At 64.6% G+C, this 16539-nt stretch carries 12 protein-coding genes; 3 read left to right on the top strand and 9 right to left on the bottom strand.

Going from position 1 to position 16539, the window contains the following annotated elements:
• Positions 1-14: 14 nt before the first annotated feature.
• Positions 15-2930 carry a M16 family metallopeptidase gene (locus D1223_RS18190; RefSeq protein WP_119377756.1) on the bottom strand — a complete coding sequence of 972 codons (2916 nt, stop codon included), beginning with the start codon at positions 2928-2930 and terminating at the stop codon, positions 15-17.
• Between the two features lie 101 nt (positions 2931-3031).
• The gene (locus tag D1223_RS18185; protein ID WP_119377885.1) at positions 3032-4300 is read right to left on the bottom strand and encodes an adenosylmethionine--8-amino-7-oxononanoate transaminase; all 1269 of its coding nucleotides are present in this window, start codon (positions 4298-4300) and stop codon (positions 3032-3034) included.
• A gap of 89 nt (positions 4301-4389) precedes the next feature.
• On the opposite strand from D1223_RS18185, the gene D1223_RS18180 reads away from it, so the two are divergent.
• The 3 genes from D1223_RS18180 to D1223_RS18170 are packed head-to-tail and all read left to right on the top strand — an operon-like array spanning position 4390 to position 7223.
• Positions 4390-5511: an aminotransferase class I/II-fold pyridoxal phosphate-dependent enzyme gene (locus D1223_RS18180; RefSeq protein WP_119377755.1), complete on the top strand. Its 1122-nt coding sequence runs from the start codon at positions 4390-4392 to the stop codon at positions 5509-5511.
• Positions 5508-6164 (top strand): dethiobiotin synthase, encoded by a 657-nt coding sequence (gene bioD, locus D1223_RS18175; RefSeq protein WP_119377754.1) that lies wholly within the window; start codon positions 5508-5510, stop codon positions 6162-6164. Before D1223_RS18180 ends, bioD begins: the two co-directional genes overlap by 4 nt.
• 60 nt (positions 6165-6224) lie before the next feature.
• Positions 6225-7223: a sugar kinase gene (locus D1223_RS18170; protein ID WP_119377753.1), complete on the top strand. Its 999-nt coding sequence runs from the start codon at positions 6225-6227 to the stop codon at positions 7221-7223.
• Positions 7224-7249: 26 nt separating this feature from the next.
• On the opposite strand, the gene D1223_RS18165 is transcribed toward D1223_RS18170, so the two are convergent.
• From D1223_RS18165 to D1223_RS18135, 7 genes are all read right to left on the bottom strand, one after another.
• On the bottom strand, positions 7250-8047 hold the full coding sequence (locus tag D1223_RS18165) for an enoyl-CoA hydratase/isomerase family protein (protein ID WP_119377752.1): 798 nt from the start codon (positions 8045-8047) through the stop codon (positions 7250-7252).
• Between the two features lie 28 nt (positions 8048-8075).
• Entirely contained in the window at positions 8076-8849 is a 774-nt protein-coding gene (locus D1223_RS18160) for an SDR family NAD(P)-dependent oxidoreductase (protein ID WP_119377751.1), read from the bottom strand.
• Positions 8850-8869: 20 nt separating this feature from the next.
• Positions 8870-10909 carry an NADPH-dependent 2,4-dienoyl-CoA reductase gene (locus D1223_RS18155; protein ID WP_233349539.1) on the bottom strand — a complete coding sequence of 680 codons (2040 nt, stop codon included), beginning with the start codon at positions 10907-10909 and terminating at the stop codon, positions 8870-8872.
• A 34-nt stretch (positions 10910-10943) separates the two neighbouring features.
• Complete coding sequence (locus tag D1223_RS18150; protein ID WP_119377750.1) at positions 10944-12203, bottom strand: acyl-CoA dehydrogenase; 1260 nt, start codon at positions 12201-12203, stop codon at positions 10944-10946.
• 17 nt (positions 12204-12220) lie between these two features.
• The gene (locus D1223_RS18145; RefSeq protein ID WP_119377749.1) at positions 12221-13342 is read right to left on the bottom strand and encodes an acyl-CoA dehydrogenase family protein; all 1122 of its coding nucleotides are present in this window, start codon (positions 13340-13342) and stop codon (positions 12221-12223) included.
• 192 nt (positions 13343-13534) lie between these two features.
• Positions 13535-15148, bottom strand: a complete 1614-nt coding sequence (locus tag D1223_RS18140) for a GMC family oxidoreductase (protein ID WP_119377748.1) — start codon at positions 15146-15148, stop codon at positions 13535-13537.
• Complete coding sequence (locus tag D1223_RS18135; protein WP_119377747.1) at positions 15148-16437, bottom strand: 3-hydroxyacyl-CoA dehydrogenase; 1290 nt, start codon at positions 16435-16437, stop codon at positions 15148-15150. Before D1223_RS18135 ends, D1223_RS18140 begins: the two co-directional genes overlap by 1 nt.
• Between the last annotated feature and the right edge of the window lie 102 nt (positions 16438-16539).

Genomic DNA, 16539 nt, shown 5'->3' with positions numbered 1-16539 from the left:
GCATGGTTTGTAGATCACTCCTCTGACGGCGTGCCGGCTTCCACCGGGTCGCCGAAGATGTCGAGCAGGGTGACGTCGCCGCCGGCGAAGGATTTCACCGGTTCCAGCTGGGTCTCGCCATCGCCAATGATGATCCAGGTCATGTCCGGCTCGGCGAGGTATTCGGCGATCACGCGCTTGTATTCCTCCAGCGGCATGGACAGGAGTTCCTGCTGTTCGTCTTCGACGAAAGTCAGGCTCTTGCCGTACTTGGAGATCTCCCGGAGCGTTCCGAGCTTCTCGCTGAGGCTTTCAAAGGCGCGGGTGTCTTCCTTGACCAGCTTCTGACGCGTCAGCTCGACGGCTGCCTCGTCAAAGTCAGGCCCGTACTGCACCAGCATGTCCCTGATCACCTCCAGCGACGGCTCGGTCGCATTGGCACGCACGCTCGTGCCGATGCGGAAGGGCTGGGGCACCAGGCCGCCCGTCACATAGGAATAGGCGCCATAGGTGTAGCCCTTCTCAATGCGCAGCACCTGAGCAAGGTCGCCGCTGATCCCGCCGCCGAGCTTCTCATTGGCGAAGACGATCTTGTTGTAGTCTGGATGCGGGGTGGCGACGGTCAGCTTGCCGATGGCCAGCACACTCTGTTTCGAGCCCGGCACATCGATGAAGTAGACCTTGCCCTCATCATCCTGTTCGGGGATCGCGGATTCGGGCAGGGCGACCTTTTCCTCGTCCAGCAGGCCGGCAATCTCACCGAAGACCGCTTCGGCCCGTTCCTGAGAGACGGCCCCGGCGATGTGCATGCGCACATTGGTCGCGAGCATCTCGTCGAAATAGGCCTTCAGGTCATCCAGCTCGATGGCGCTTACGCTCTCCTCGGTACCGATGCTGAACCGGCCTTTCGGATGGTCGGCGCCATAGAGCAGTTTGGCGAAAGCATTGGCCGCGATGTAAGGCGGGCTGGCTTCGCGGTCCTTGATGGTCGTCAGGGCCGCTGATTTCTCGCGGGCGAAGTAATCCTCATCCCAGCGCGGCTCGGTCAGCATTTCCACGATCAGGGCAGCAACCTCCTCGAAATTGCGCGCAAGCGTCGTGGCGCTGATCGTGACGCTGTCGGAATCGGCGCTGACGCTGATGCCGGCGCCGAGCAGGCCGATGGCCTGTTCCAGCTCGGCGGCGGTTTTCGTGGCCGTGCCCTCATTCAGCATGTCGGCGACGAGGCTGGCCGTGCCGACCTTGCCGTCCGGGTCCATCCAGGAGCCGGCATCGAAGACGATGTCGAAGGTCACCAGCGGCAGCTCATTGTTCTCGATGCCGAAGAGGCTGGCTCCGTTTGCGAGCTCGGCCGTCCAGACCTCGGGCATTTCGATCAGCGGCAGGTCGCCAAAAGGCGGCTCGGAGCGGTCATACTGGCTCGGCGTCTTCTCGTAGTCGGCTTCCTCGCCCTGGCTGACCTCTTCCGCGGCGACGTCGGCTTTGACTTCCTCGATCCAGACCTCGGCCTTCTCGGCCCCTTCCAGGGCCAGGTCGGCCTCGCCCTGCGGGACGAAGCTCGTGACCACGGCCGGCTTGTCCTTGATATAGGTCTCGTAGACGCGCATCACGTCCTCGGCCGTGACCGCGCGCAGCAGTTCGGCTTCGGTGATCGCATAGGACGGATCGCCCGCGAACTCATTGTCGCTCGACATCTGGTTGGCCTTGCCGAGCACCGTCGAGAGATTGTTGTAGAGAATGGTTTCCTGCTCGGCCTTGATGCGCTGCAGGTCTGTTTCGTTGACGCCTTCTTCCTCGAACGTGGCAAAGGCGTCCTCGATGGCGGCCTGAACAGTGTCGAGGTCGACACCCTCCTTGGCGCGGACGCGGAAGACGAACTCGCCGGCCAGTTCCATTGAGTTGTTGTAGGCCGACACATCCGGGGCCAGCGCCTCGGTCTCGACAATCCCGCGGTAGAGCGGGGAGGTCTTTGTCCCGGCGATCAGGCGGGCCAGCACGTCGAGGGCCTGCTCGTCCTCATGATAGGCCTCGACGGTCGGAAAGGTCATGCGCAGCTCGGGCAGCTTGGCAAAATTGTCCTCGAACCAGAGCGATTTCGTCTCTTCCAGCTTGACCGGCATGGGGGCGAGCGCTTCGACATCCGGGCCCTTGCGGATCTCGCCGAACCAGCGCTGGACCTTCTCCTTGGTTTCCTCGATGTCGATATCGCCGACGATGGAGAGCGTCGCATTCCCGGCGCCGTAATACTGCTCGTAGAACTCTTTCAGATCGTCCAGCGTTGCTGCCTGAAGGTCAGGCAGCTGGCCGATCACCGTCCAGCTATACGGGTGGCCTTCGGGATAGAGCGCGGTTCGGATGACTTCCTGCGTATAGCCATAGGGCTGGTTGTCGACCCGCTCGCGCTTCTCATTCTTCACCACCTGCTTCTCGCGCTCCAGCGCGGCCTCGGTGACGGTGTTGATCATGTAGCCGAGCCGGTCGCTGTCGATCCAGAGGATCTTGTCGAAGGCGTCCTTGGGCACGACCTCGTAGTAGATCGTGCCGTCCGACCAGGTGCCGCCATTGCGCTCGCCGCCCCAGTCCGGGATGGCCTTGCGGTTCCAGCCACGCGGGACGTTTTCGGAATCATTGAACGCCATATGCTCGAAAAAGTGGGCAAAGCCGGTGCGGCCGGGTTTCTCGCGGTTCGAGCCGACATGGACAACGGTCGAGAAGGCGACGATCGGGTCCGATCGGTCGACGTGGAGGATCACTTCGAGGCCGTTCTCGAGGGTGAACTTCTCGTATTCGAGGTCGAAGTCAGCGGCCTGTTCCGGTGCGCTGGCGGCGTCTGCACCGGCGGAGGCGTCCGCAGTTTCTACAGGTTGGTCCGGCGCACTGGCCTCGGTGGTCGCGGCGCACGCGCCAAGAAGGAGCACCGCGGCGATCGCGGTGGATGCTGTCAGTTTCATGATAAACCCTGCCGGTTTGGACGAAAACCGGACGCCCCTCGCAGACGCCCATCTGCGATGGGTGTAGCATATTGTTTTTCGATGTCACGTCCCGGAGTGGTTTACCCTGCCAGCGTCCCGGCGAAGTCAGCGATGGCGCCGGTGAGCCGGCTCAGCTGCCGACTCTCGATGACATAGGAAGGCGTCAGGTAGACAACCCGGCCGAGCGGGCGGATGAAGGTGCCCTGCTCGATGAACCAGCGCCGCGCCGCCTCGACATCGAAATCCTCACGGAACTCCACAGCGGCGACAGCGCCGCAGACGCGTACATCGGCGACCTGGGGAAGGCTGGCCAGCGGATCGAGTTCGTCGAGCAGCTGCTTTTCCACCGCGCGCACCTGTGCCAGCCGCGGCTCGCGCTCGAACAGGTCCAGCCCGGCATTCGCGACCGCGCAGGCGATCGCATGGCCGGTGAAGGTCGGCCCATGCATCAGCGCGTGTTCGGCGGAGTCGGTGTGGAAGGCGGCGTAGACCTCATCGCTGGCGATGGTGGCGGCGAGCGGCGTCACCCCGCCCGTCAATGCCTTGCCGAGACAGAGGATGTCCGGCGTCACCCCGGCACGGTCTGCGGCGAACAGCTCGCCCGTCCGCCCGAAGCCGGTGAAGATCTCGTCAAAGATCAGCAGTACGCCATGCCGGTCGCAGGCCGCGCGCAGCGTCTGCAGGACAGCCGGGCTATGCATCCGCATCCCGCCCGCGCCCTGGATCAGCGGCTCGACGATGACCGCGGCGATGTCGTCATGCTGGGCAAGCAGCCTGTCCAGCGCAGCAGCGCGATCATCACTGTCCGGCAGGTCGACGACATATTGTTCCGGCACGACACCGGCGAACAGGCTGTGCATGCCTTCCTCAGGGTCGCAGACGGACATGGTCGCGAAGGTGTCGCCATGATAGCCGCCCTTGAAGGACACAAAGCGCGTGCGCCGGGCACCGGTCCGGTTCATGGCGTATTGCACCGCGATCTTCATCGCCACTTCCACCGCGACCGATCCGGACTCGGTGAAAAAGACCCGCGACAGCGTTCCCGGCGTCACCTGCGCCAGGCGGGCGGCGAGACGGTAGGCCTGTTCATGCGCGAGCCCGCCCAGCATCACATGCGGCATCGCGTCGAGCTGGTCATGGGCGGCTTTCAGGAGGGCCGGGTGGTTGTAGCCATGCACGCTCGTCCACCAGCTGCCGACACCGTCGATGAGCGTGCGTCCGTCCTCCATGAGCAGCAGTGAACCCTCCGTTGAGCGGATGGGTGCCGGGTCCGGCAGCGTCTTCATCTGGGCATAGGGCAGCCAGATATGGTCCAGCCCCTTCCTGAACCAGTCATTACGGTTCGGCATGTTCGGTCCCTTCATTGAAAGACAAGGCTTGCGGCAATTGCGCATCTCACTAGGACAGGCCCGAAGCAATTTCGAGGAAGCCTGTCTGCATGAGGTCTTTAGGGAGTCTGACACGTTATGCCGAGGGCCGGCTTGAGCGGCTTCGGGACGCAGGCCAGCACCGCACGCTGAAGCCGACCCGACGCATGGCCGAAGGCCGTGCCGAGCGCGCCGGACGCGGCCTCATTTCCTTTTGCGACAATGACTATCTTTCGCTGTCCTGCGATCCGCGCCTCATCGCGGCGGCCTCGCAGGCGGCAGAGCAATTCGGCGTCGGCGCCGGCGCCTCGCGGCTTATCACCGGCGACGGCCCGCTCAACGAACAGCTGGAGACACGGCTGGCGGCGAAGAAAGGGCTGGAGGCCTGCCGCGTCTTCGGCTCGGGCTACCTTGCCAATATCGGCACGATCCCGGCGCTCGTGGGCAAGGGCGACACGATCGTCATGGACGCGCTCTCGCATGCCTGCATGCATGCCGGTGCGCGCCTCTCCGGAGCCGAGATCCGCATCTTCCGGCACAACGACCTCGCCCATGCCGAAGCGCTGATGGGTGATGCGCCGGGGCAGCTTCTGGTGCTGACCGAGACGGTCTTCTCCATGGATGGCGACCTCGCGCCACTGGCGGACCTGGGGGCCCTTTGCGAGCGCCACGACGCCTGGCTGATGACCGACGACGCCCACGGCTTCGGCGTGCTCGAACAGGACAATCCGGCCCCGCTGCAAATGGGGACACTCTCCAAGGCGGCCGGGGCTTATGGCGGCTATGTCTGCGGCCCGGCGCCGGTGATCGACATGCTGACCAGCCGGGCGCGCAGCCTGGTCTACACGACGGGCTTGCCGGCGCCGGTCCTGGCCAGTGCCCTCAGCGCCCTGGACGTCATGGATGCCGAGCCAGAGCGCGCCGGGCGGGCAAAAGCGCATGCGGCGCATTTCTGCAAGCGCCTCGGCCTGCCCGCGCCTGAAAGCGTCATCGTGCCGCTCATCATCGGCGAGGAAGCCCGCGCCATGGCAATCTCGGCCGAGCTTGAGGAAGCCGGTTATCTCGTCACCGCGATCCGCCCGCCCACCGTGCCGCAGGGCACCTCGCGGCTGCGGATCACCTTCTGCGCCGGTCATTCGCAAGCCGATGTCGACGGCCTGGCCGACGCCCTGCAAAAGGCGCTCCGGTCATGAGCGCTGTCTTCGTCACCGCGATCGGAACCGAGATCGGCAAGACCTATGTCAGCGCGCGCCTGCTGAAAGGCTGGCGCAAGGCAGGCCACCGGGTCCATGCCGTCAAACCTGTGATGAGCGGCTTCGGCGAGGATGCCCTCCTCATGTCCGATGCCGGCCAGTTGCTGCAGGCCTGCGGCGAGACGGTCAGCCCGCAGAGTGTCTCCGGCATCTGCCTGCACCGCTTCGAGGCACCGCTCGCCCCGAATGTCGCGATGCGCCGCGCCGGCGTCGAGCAGGACTATGGTGCCATTCTCGATTTCACGCGCCGCCAGATCGAGGAAGCCGGTGCCCACAGGATGATTGTTGAAGGGGCCGGGGGCGTGATGTCACCGCTGACCGATGATCGGCTGCAGATCGACTTCATGGCAGACCTTGCCCTGCCGGTCATCCTCGTGGCGGCGCCTTATCTCGGCGCTGTCTCCCATACGCTGACCGCTATCGACGCCTTGAAGGCGCGCGGGCTTGAAATCGAGACGCTCATCATATCGCAGCCAGACCCGGCCAGCCCCGACCCGGACACGCTGGCCGAGGAAGTGTTGCGCTTCCGCCAGGTGCCGGTGTCGCTTGCCGGGCACGGCGCGGGCTTCCTTGCTGGGCACGCATCTGATTAGGTGCGGGGGATCAATCTGTCGGCTGGCCGTGGCTGGCGCGTACGCTGGGAGCAAGGCAACATGACCGGGCGCATCATCTGTTTCGGCGAACTGCTTCTCCGCTTCACCACGCCCGGCCATGAGCGCCTGATGCAGTCTCCGAAATTCGACGTCCACTTCGGCGGCGCGGAAGCCAATGTCGGCGTATCGCTCGCCCGGTTCGGACATGATGTCCGTATGGTGAGCGCCCTGCCGGACAATCCGTTCGGTGAGGCCACGATCGAGGCGCTCCGGGCACAGCAGGTCGATGCGAAGGGTGTGGCGCGCGGCGACGGCCGGATGGGGATCTATTTCCTAGAGACGGGCGCCGTCCGCCGTCCGTCCCGGATCGTGTATGACCGCGCAAATTCGGTCTTCGCCAATACACCGGCCACGGCCTATGACTGGCCGAAGCTCCTGGAAGGCGCGGACTGGCTGCACCTGTCAGGCATCACGCCAGCTATTGGTCCTGAACCCTCGAAAGCCGCGCGCGATGCGGTCCGCACCGCCCGGGAGATGGGGATCAGCGTGGCGTTCGACGGCAATTATCGAGAGGCGCTCTGGTCGGCCTGGGGCGGCAACGGTCCGGACGTGCTGCGCGACATTCTCGGCCATGCCGATGCAGCCTTCATCAATGAGCGCGACATCGCCCTTATCCTGGGTGAGACGCCAGCCAGCCGCGCAGATGCCATGACGCGCGCCTTCGAGGTATTCCCCAGCCTCTCCGCCATCGCCTGCACGTCGAGGGCCCAGACCTCGGTCACCGACCAGACCCTGACCGGCGAGCTATACACCCGCGAGGGACACTGGACCTCGAAGCCTCACACGATGAGCGGCGTCGTCGACCGGATCGGGGGCGGCGATGCCTTTGCGGCCGGCATCCTGCACGGCTCCATCGAGGCCTATGGCGCACAGCGCTCGGTCGAATTCGCGACGGCTGCCAGCGTGATCAAGCATTCCATTCCGGGCGACTGGAACCTCACCACGGTCCGGGAAGTCGAGGATGCGATGAGCGAAAACGGGCTCGACGTCAGGCGCTGAAGACAGGGCGGCACCTGCTTCCCGGATCAGGCGTCGCGGTAGACGGGTTTGCGCTTCTCGATGAAGGCCTGCATGCCTTCCTTTACGTCTTCGGTCGTGGAGCACAGCACCTGGTTGCGGTTCTCGATCGCCATGGCGGCTTCGAGGCTGGCGGCATCGACGGCCATGTTGAGGCCTTCCTTGGTGAGCCGCAGCCCCATGGGCGATGTTGCCAGCATCTCCTCGACGAACACCTCGCCGGCCGCATCAAGCTCTGCATCGGGAACGATCTGGTTGACGAGGCCAACCGCCAGCGCGCGGTCTGCATGGATGAAACGGCCGGTCATCATCAGCTCCGAGGCGATGGTCACGCCGACCAGCCGCGGCAGGAAATAGCTGACACCCATATCGCAGGCTGACAGGCCGAGCTTGATGAAAGCGGCATTCATTTTCATGCTCTCGCCGCCGATGCGGATGTCTGAGGCGAGCGCAAAGGCAAAGCCCCCACCGCAGGCCGCCCCCTGGATCAGTGAGATGATTGGCTGCGGACAGCGCCGCATCTTGATGTAGACGTCCGCGAGGAAGCCCTGAAAGCCAAAGCCGCCTCCAAAGGGCGGCTCATTGCCTTCGCCACGGGCCTTGATATCGAGGCCGGCGCAGAAAGCGCGCCCGGCGCCCTTCATCACAACGATGCGGCAGGCTCGATTGTGAAACAGCCCGCCGAAATAGTCCGACAGCTCGCCGACCATTTCGGTGTTGATCGCATTCAGCATGTCAGGCCGGTTGAGCGTCAGATAATGAACGCTGCCGCGAACCTCGACGCTGATCGTTTTGTAGTCGTACATCTCTTTTCTCCCCTGGAGCCGGCGGCCGCTAGCGTGAGCCCTGCCCGTCATCGACGCGCACGCAGGTGCCCGTCACCGCGTCCGAAGATGGGCCGACGAGGAAGAGGAGGGCGGAGTCGAGCTGGGCGGGATTACCGATCCGCTTGCGCGGGAAGTGCTGGGCAATGTCGCCCATCCGCTCGAGCATGCCGTCCATCATCTCGGACTCGAAGGCTCCCGGCGCGATGGCGTTGACGTTGATGTGGTTGCGGCTCCACTCCACCGACAGCGTCTCGGTGATGCGAACGACGGCGGCCTTGGAGACCGAGTAGAGCGCTGCGCCGTTGCCGGCATAATGGAAGGCTGCAGCAGAGGCGATATTCACGATACGGCCCGGCTTGTCGGCGGCCATCAGCCGGCGGGCAACCTCGCAGCTCAGGATGAAGGGCGCACGGACATTGATGTCGAGCACGCGGTCGATGAGCTCGACGCTCATCTTGTGAGCGCGCTGCGCGTCGGGAATACCGGCATTGTTGACGAGGATGGTCACCGTGCCGAGAGCCTCCTCGGCCTTGGCCACGGCTCCGATCATCTGGTCGGCATCAGTGGCATCCATCTCGACAGCAACGGCTTCACCGCCAGCATCGCGGATTTCCTTTGCGAGGGCTTCGAGGCGGTCGACGCGGCGCGCGGCGAGGGCCACCTTGGCGCCCTGGCTGGCGAGCACCTTGGCAAAGCGAACGCCGAGGCCCGACGAGGCACCGGTGACAAGCGCCACCTGGCCGGAAAGGTCGGTGGATGCGTTGGGAAGGGGATAGGTCATTGGTGTCTTTCCTTAAGGGGCTAGACTGCGGCAGCGGCGTAGGCCGCCTGATTGATGGCGCGCTTGGCGTCGAGTTCGGCGGCCTCATAGGCCCCGCCGATGAGCGACACGTTCGCGCCCGTTTCCATCAGCGCGTCGTAGAGATCGCGCAGCGGTTCCTGGCCGGCACAGAGAATGATCGTGTCGACCTGGAGCAGCGTCGGCTCGCCACTGATGGTGCAATAGATGCCCTCATCGGTGATGCGGTCATAGTTGACGCCGGGCACCATCTGGATACCGCGGCGGCTGAGCGTGAGGCGGTGGGTCCAGCCGGTGGTCTTGCCAAGGCCCCGGCCGACGCGGGAGGTCTTGCGCTGGAGCAGCCAGATCTTGCGCGGGGAAGGGGCAACCTCCGGCTCGACACCGGTGACACCGCCGCGCGGATGGTTCTTGAAGTCGACACCCCATTCCTTCGCGAACAGGTCGATGTCGAGCGCCGAGGATTTGCCGGAATGCGAAATGAGTTCGGCGACGTCGAACCCGATGCCGCCCGCGCCGATGATCGCAACGCGCTCGCCGACCGGCTTGCGGCCGAGTATGGCGTCGATATAGCCGATCACCTTGGGGTTATCGATGCCGTCGATGGCAGGCGTGCGCGGATTGATACCGGTCGCGATGATGATCTCGTCATAGCCGCCATGGCTGAGCTGGTCTGCATCGACACGGGTGCCAAGCCGCAGTGTCACGCCGGTCACGTCAAGCTGGCGCCGGAAATAGCGAAGCGTTTCGTGGAACTCTTCCTTGCCGGGGATGCGTTTGGCGAGATTGAACTGTCCGCCAATCTCGTCGGCCTGCTCGAACAGTTCGACATCGTGGCCGCGTTCGGCGGCGATGGTGGCATAGGCCAGGCCCGCCGGACCAGCGCCGACAACGGCGATCTTCTTGCGCTTTGCGGTCGGCTCGTAGGAGAGCTGGGTTTCATGGCAGGCGCGCGGATTGACGAGGCAGCTGACCTCCTGGCGCCCGCCAAATGTGTGGTCGAGGCAGGCCTGGTTGCAGGCAATGCAGGTGTTGATCTCGTCCTCGCGGCCCTCGGCGGCCTTCACCATGAACTGCGAGTCGGCGAGCATCGGCCGGGCCATGGAAACAAGGTCGGCATCGCCGCGCGCAAGGACCCCCTCGGCCACATCCGGCATGTTGATCCGGTTGCTGGTGATCATCGGCACGCTGACTTCCTTGCGCAGCCGCCCGGTCACGCTGGTAAAGGCCGCACGCGGGACCATGGTCGCGATCGTCGGAACGGCGGATTCATGCCAGGTGAAGTGGGTCGAGATGATCGACACGCCTTCCTTTTCCAGCGCCTTGGCGAGCTGCACGATCTCTTCCCACGACATCCCGTCCTGCAGCATGTCCATGGCCGCGATGCGGAAGATGACGATGAAGTCCTCGCTGACCGCCGCCCGCACGCGCCTGACGACTTCCAGCGGGAAACGCATGCGGTTCTCATAGGAGCCGCCCCACTTGTCGGTCCGGAGATTGGTCTTGCGGACGAGAAAGGTCGACAGCAAGTAGCCGGCCGAGCCGATGATCTCGACGCCGTCATAGCCGGCCTCTTCGGCGCAGCGCGCGCAATTGGCAAAGTCCGACAGCTGTTTCTCGATACCGGCCTCGTCGAGTTCTCTCGGCGTGTATCCGCCAATCGGTGAGGCCACCGCCGAAGGCGCGACGCAGGCTTCGCTGCGAACCAGCGGACCGGCGTGGAGGATCTGCATGCAGATCTTCACCTCCGGATCGGCCTCATGCACGGCATCAGTGATCACCCGGTGGCGGGCGACTTCCTCGGCATTGGCCAGCTTCGCGCCGCCGCCGCCTTCCTCGTTCGGCGAGATGCCGCCTGTGATGATCAGGCCAACGCCGCCCCGTGCGCGCTCGGCGAAGTATTCGGCCTGGCGAAGATGACCGTCAGCCTGTTCTTCGAGCCCGGTATGCATCGACCCCATGATCGCCCGGTTCTTGATCGTGACATTGCCGACCTTGAGCGGGGAGAAAAGCAGCGGGTATTTCGGATGTGCGTCGCCCACAGGCGCCTCCTGTGACTGTCGTGGCAGCGAACCGCTATTTCTTCTGCTTGCCGCTGGTCGGGATGTCCTTGAAGGCAACGTCCTTGTCGACGCGGATGTCGCCCGGCAGGCCCAGCACCCGTTCACCGATGATGTTGCGCAGGATTTCGTCCGAGCCACCTTCGATACGGGTCGCCGGCGAGCGCATCAGCATGGCCTGGAAGCGGCCATTCTGCGGGCTGTCCTCATCCCAGACGACACCCGACTCGCCCTGCAGGTCGAGCGCGAACATGGCGAGTTCCTGCATGGTGGCGCCGGCGACGAGCTTGCCGATCGAGTTTTCCGGGCCCGGCGTTTCCCCCTTGGAGAGGGCCGAGATGGCGCGCATGCCGGTATATTTGAGCCCCGACTGCTTGATCGCGAACTGCGCCAGCTTCGAGCGGACATTGGAATCGGCCACGGCCGGCTCGCCGTCGACTTCGGCTTCCATGCAGAATCTGAACAGCTCCGGAAATCCGGTCGACATGCCGGAGCCGATGGAGAGCCGTTCATTCATCAGCGTGGTGAGCGAGACCTTCCAGCCTTCGCCGACCGCGCCGAGGCGCTGGCTGTCAGGGATGCGGACATCGGTGAAGTAGACTTCGTTGAAGCCGGAGGCGCCATTGGCCTGCTTGATCGGCACGACCTTCACCCCGGGCGAATCCATGCGCAGGAAGAACATGGTCAGGCCCTTGTGCTTGGGCACGTCCGGATCGGTCCGCGTGATGAGCAGGCCCCAGTCGGAGTTCCGTGCACCGCTGGTCCAGATCTTCTGGCCATTGATGATCCAGTCGCCCGAGCCGTCATCGGCCTTCACCGCGCGGGTGCGAAGGCCCGCAAGGTCGGAGCCGCTGGCCGGTTCGGAGAAGAGCTGGCACCAGATTTCCTCGCCGCTTGCGAGCGGCGGCAGGAGCTTTTCCTTCCACGCTTCATTGGCCCAGGCCATCACCGTCGGCCCGCACATGCCGTGACCGATGGTGAACGGGCCGGAGAGGACCGAGTAGACGCCTTCTTCCTGGCCCCAGATGACGCGTTCGATCGGCGTGCGGGCGCCGCCGCCATACTCCTTCGGCCAGTGCAGGCAGGCCCAGCCGGCGTCGGCTTTCTTTTTCTGCCAGGCCTTGCCGGCCTTGATCGGGTCTTCGCTGGTCAGGCCGCTTGAGCCGAAGCTCGCGCGCTTGAGTTCAGCTTCCAGGTGCTTCGGCGCATTCGCGTCGAGCCAGCTGCGGACCTCCTTGCGGAATTCGGCTTCCTGAGGGGTGTCGTTGAAATCCATCTGGTCGTTCCTTCCGTTCAGGCTGCTGCTTCGACATTGCCGGCGCTCATGCGCTCGATCAGCAGGCTCTCCCAGGTCGAGAGCGAGCCGAGCGCAAGGGCGAGGGCGTTGGAGCGGCGGTAATAGAGGTGGCAGTCATATTCCCAGGTGAAGCCCATGCCGCCATGGGTCTGGATATTGTTCTTGGCGCAGTGCTGGAAGGCCGTGGTCGCCGAGACGCGCACGGTCGCGGCTGCGACCGGCAGTTCGGCCGCGCTGGTGGCGAGGGCCCATGCCCCGTAATAGCAATTGGACCGGGCCAGGGTCGCGGACACATACATGTCCGCCAGCATGTGCTTGATCGCCTGGAAGGAGCCGATCTGACGACCAAAGGCCATCCGCTCCAGTGCATAGTCGCGCGCCATTTCCAGCGAACGATCTGCCCCGCCGAGCTGTTCGAAGCCCATCAGGATCGCCGCGCGGTCCATGACCTGCGTTGCGATGTGCCAGCCATCGCCTGTGCCGCCGATGCGGGTCGCTGGTGCGTCCTCGAAGCGGAGCCGGGTCTGCACCCGCGTAGGGTCCACGGAGTTGAGGTTCTCGCGGCTGACGCCGCCCGCTGAGAGATCGACCAGGACAAGCGAGACGCCATCGCCTTCGCGCGCTGCGACGATGGCGATGTCGGCGATGGCGCCGTCTGCGACCGGCGATTTCGTGCCGGTCAGCTTGCCATTCTCGAAGCGTGCAGAAATCTTCGACGGCTGCATCCGGCCTGAACCTTCATTGATTGCCCAGCATCCGATCGTCTCGCCTGAAGCCAGTTTCGGCAGCCAGGCCGATTTCTGTTCCTCGCTGCCGGCCTGCATCAGGCATTCGGCAACCAGATAGATGGATGAGGCGACAGGCACCGGCGCGAGCACGCGGCCAAGTTCTTCTGCGAGCACACAGAGCTCCAGATGGCCAAGGCCGACACCGCCATATTCCTCCGGGATCGCCGCGCCGAGTACGCCGAGCTCGGCGAGCCCTCCATAGAGCGCCGCGTCATGATTGGCGTCGCCTTCGAGCACGGCCCGGACCGCTTTTGGCGGACAGCGCTCTTCCAGGAAGCGGCGAACCTGATCGCGCAGCTGGTTCTGTTCGTCCGAAAAATCGAGATTCATGTGTCCCTTGCTCCCTTGGCCGGACGTCAGGCCTGACCGGCCAGCGTCCTGTCTTTTTCTCGTCCGCCGCGCGGCAGACCTGTTTGTGACAGATTGCCACCGGGGGCGGCGTTTCGACAAGGATTGCCCGAACGTCACATGCCGCAAGGGCAAAGGGGGAGAGGCTTGTCGGGGCGTAGCTGCCCCGGAGCATCAGCGATCGATCAGCGCCGCGCCTCGCGCCGCAATCATGATGGTCGGCGTGTTCGTGTTGCCAGAGACGATGCGCGGCATGACCGACGCATCGATCACGCGAAGACCGCCCACACCGCGGACGCGCAACATCGGATCGACGACCGCCATGGGGTCATTGTTGGGACCCATTTTAGCTGTTCCGACGGGATGGAAAATCGTCGTGCCGATGTCGCCCGCCAGTTCTGCCAGGTCCTTTCCGGCGGCGGCCGGTCCGGGGACATGTTCTTCCGGCTGGAAGCGGGCAAGCGCGGGCTGGTCCATCAGGCGCCGCGTGACGCGAATGGCATCGGCCGCGACGCGCCGATCGTGATCGGTGTCCAGATAGTTCGGATCGATGACCGGCGCTGCGTCCGGGTCGGGGCTCTGAATGCAGACATGCCCGCGGGAGGTCGGGCGCAGGTTGCAGGCCGCCACGGTAATCGCCGGAAACCGGTGAAGCGGCTCGCCAAACTTGTCGAGGGACAATGGCTGGACATGGAACTGGATATTGGCGCGGCTTTGCGCCGGATCGGAGCGCGTGAAGATGCCGAGCTGGGATGGCGCCATCGTCAGGGGGCCTCGCCGGCGCAGCGCATAGTCCAGCCCCATGCCGGCTTTTCCGAACAGCGAATAGTAGGTCTGGTTGAGCGTCCGCGTGCCCGACACCTTGTAGATGGCCCGCTGCTGGAGATGGTCCTGCAGATTGGTCCCGACGCCGGGACGGTCGACGAGGGTATCGACACCGGCTGCGGCCAGGACGGCGCCGGGCCCGATGCCGGACCGCTGCAGGATTTGCGGACTGCCGATTGAGCCGGCGCAAAGGATGATTTCGGCGCGGGCCGTCGCGCTGAAGCGCTGGCCGTTCTGCCTGAAGATGACACCCGTCGCCTTGCCGTTTTCCAGCACCAGCCGCTCGGTCAGCGCGCCGGTCTCAAGCCGGAGGTTCGCGCGCCTCAGAGCAGGCTTCAGAAAGCCGCGCGCGGCCGACCAGCGCCGGCCGGTCTTCTGGTTGACGTGGAAATAGCCCGAGCCCTCATTGTCGCCGGTATTGAAATCGGCGGTTTTGGGAATACCCATCTCCTCGGCGGCATCGCGGACGGCATCGAGGATCGGCCAGCTGACACGCGGCGGCTCGACCCGCCACTCCCCGCCCGCTCCATGTGCCTCGCTTGCGCCGAGGAAGTGGTCCTCGATGTCACGGAAGACGGGCAGCACGTCGTCCCATCCCCATCCGGGATTGCCCTCATCGCGCCAGGCATCGTAATCGGAGGCCTGTCCGCGCATGGTGATCATGGCATTGATCGCCGAGGAACCGCCAATCACCTTGCCGCGCGGATAGTCGAGCGAGCGGCCATTCAGACCGGGCTGCGGGCTGGTCCTGAACATCCAGTCGGCGCGTGGATTGCCGATCGCGAACAGGTAGCCGACCGGGATGTGGAACCAGATCCAGCTGTCCTTCCCGCCCGCTTCCAGCAGGAGGACGCGCTTGCCCGGATCGGCCGACAGGCGGTTGGCCACCACGCATCCCGCCGATCCGGCGCCGATGACGATATAGTCGTAGTCACCGGAAAGGGGCTGCGCGGGGGCGTCCATCAGCCTGGCTGAACCTCGATGAACCTGCCTCCGTCGCGGGCGAGCCGCTTGAGCGTTTCGGCCGGCGCAAAGCGATCGTCTTCCGCGCCAAGGCGCTGCATTGTTTCGAGCACGGTTTGCGCGCCAACCATGTCGCCATACAGCATCGGCCCGCCCTTGTCGGCCGGCCAGCCATAGCCATTCAGCCAGACGATATCGATGTCGGATGCCCGCTGGGCCTTGCCTTCCTCCAGGATCTTCAGGCCCTCATTGATCATCGGATGAATGCAGGTCGCGATGATTTCGTCCTGTCCCGGCGCATTGCCGGCCTCCACGCCCGTAATCTCGGCGATGATCTTCGCGGTCACATCCGACGGGATCGGGCGGCGGTTCTCATCATAGTCGTAATAGCCCGCACCGGTCTTCTGGCCGCGCCGGTCCAGCTCGCAGAGCGCGTCGCGGATCGGGTTGGCCGTCTTCGCCCCTTTCTTCCAGCCAATGTCGAGGCCGGCGAGGTCGGACATCTGATAGGGGCCCATGCGGAAGCCGAAGGCGTTGAGGGCGGCATCGACGTCCCAGGGCATGGCGCCCTTGTAGACGAGCTTCTGGGCCTGGGCCTGGCGCGCGAACAGGATGCGGTTGCCGACAAAACCCGGGCAGACCCCGACCAGGACCGCAACCTTGTTGATCGTTTTCGCCAGGTCCATGCAGGTCATGATCACGTCATCGGCCGTGTGATCGGCCCTGACGATCTCAAGCAGCTTCATCACATTGGCCGGCGAGAAGAAGTGCAGGCCGATGACGTCCTGCGGGCGGTTCGTCGCGCTGGCAATCTCATCAATGTCCAGGGCCGACGTGTTCGTTGCCAGGATGGCGCCCGGCTTCATGATGCGGTCGAGGTCCGAGAAGATCTTCTTCTTCAGGTCCATGTCCTCGAACACCGCTTCGATCACCAGGTCGCAATCGGCGAAATCTTCCATGTTGAGCGTGCCCGAAAGCCGCGCCATGCGCGCCTCGACCTCGTCCTGCGGGAAGCGTCCCTTGTCGGCACTGCGCTGGTAGTGACCGCGCACGACGCCCAGGCCGCGGTCCAGGGCTTCCTGCTTCTGTTCGAGGATCACAACCGGGAAGCCGGCTGTGGCGACGTTCATCGAGATGCCGCCGCCCATCGTGCCGGCGCCGATGATTCCGACTTTCTTGATTTCGCGTCTCGGCGTGCCGGCCGGAATGTCCGGCACCTTCCACGCGTCCCTGCCCGCCTGGGCAATGTAGTCGGAAACGGCTTCGGGGGTCATGGTTGTATCTGACATGGTGCAAGGTCCTCCACATGGTCGCTACGGCGTTGCGGCGTGATCGCCGTCAATATCTCCCGATGTCATACATCGCGAACACGATCGCGCGAACCTCCGACA

The organism is Henriciella mobilis, assembly GCF_003576285.1.
GTDB lineage: Bacteria > Pseudomonadota > Alphaproteobacteria > Caulobacterales > Hyphomonadaceae > Henriciella > Henriciella mobilis.
Note: the sequence above shows the minus strand (reverse complement) of the source record. Positions and strands in the feature narration are given on the sequence as shown.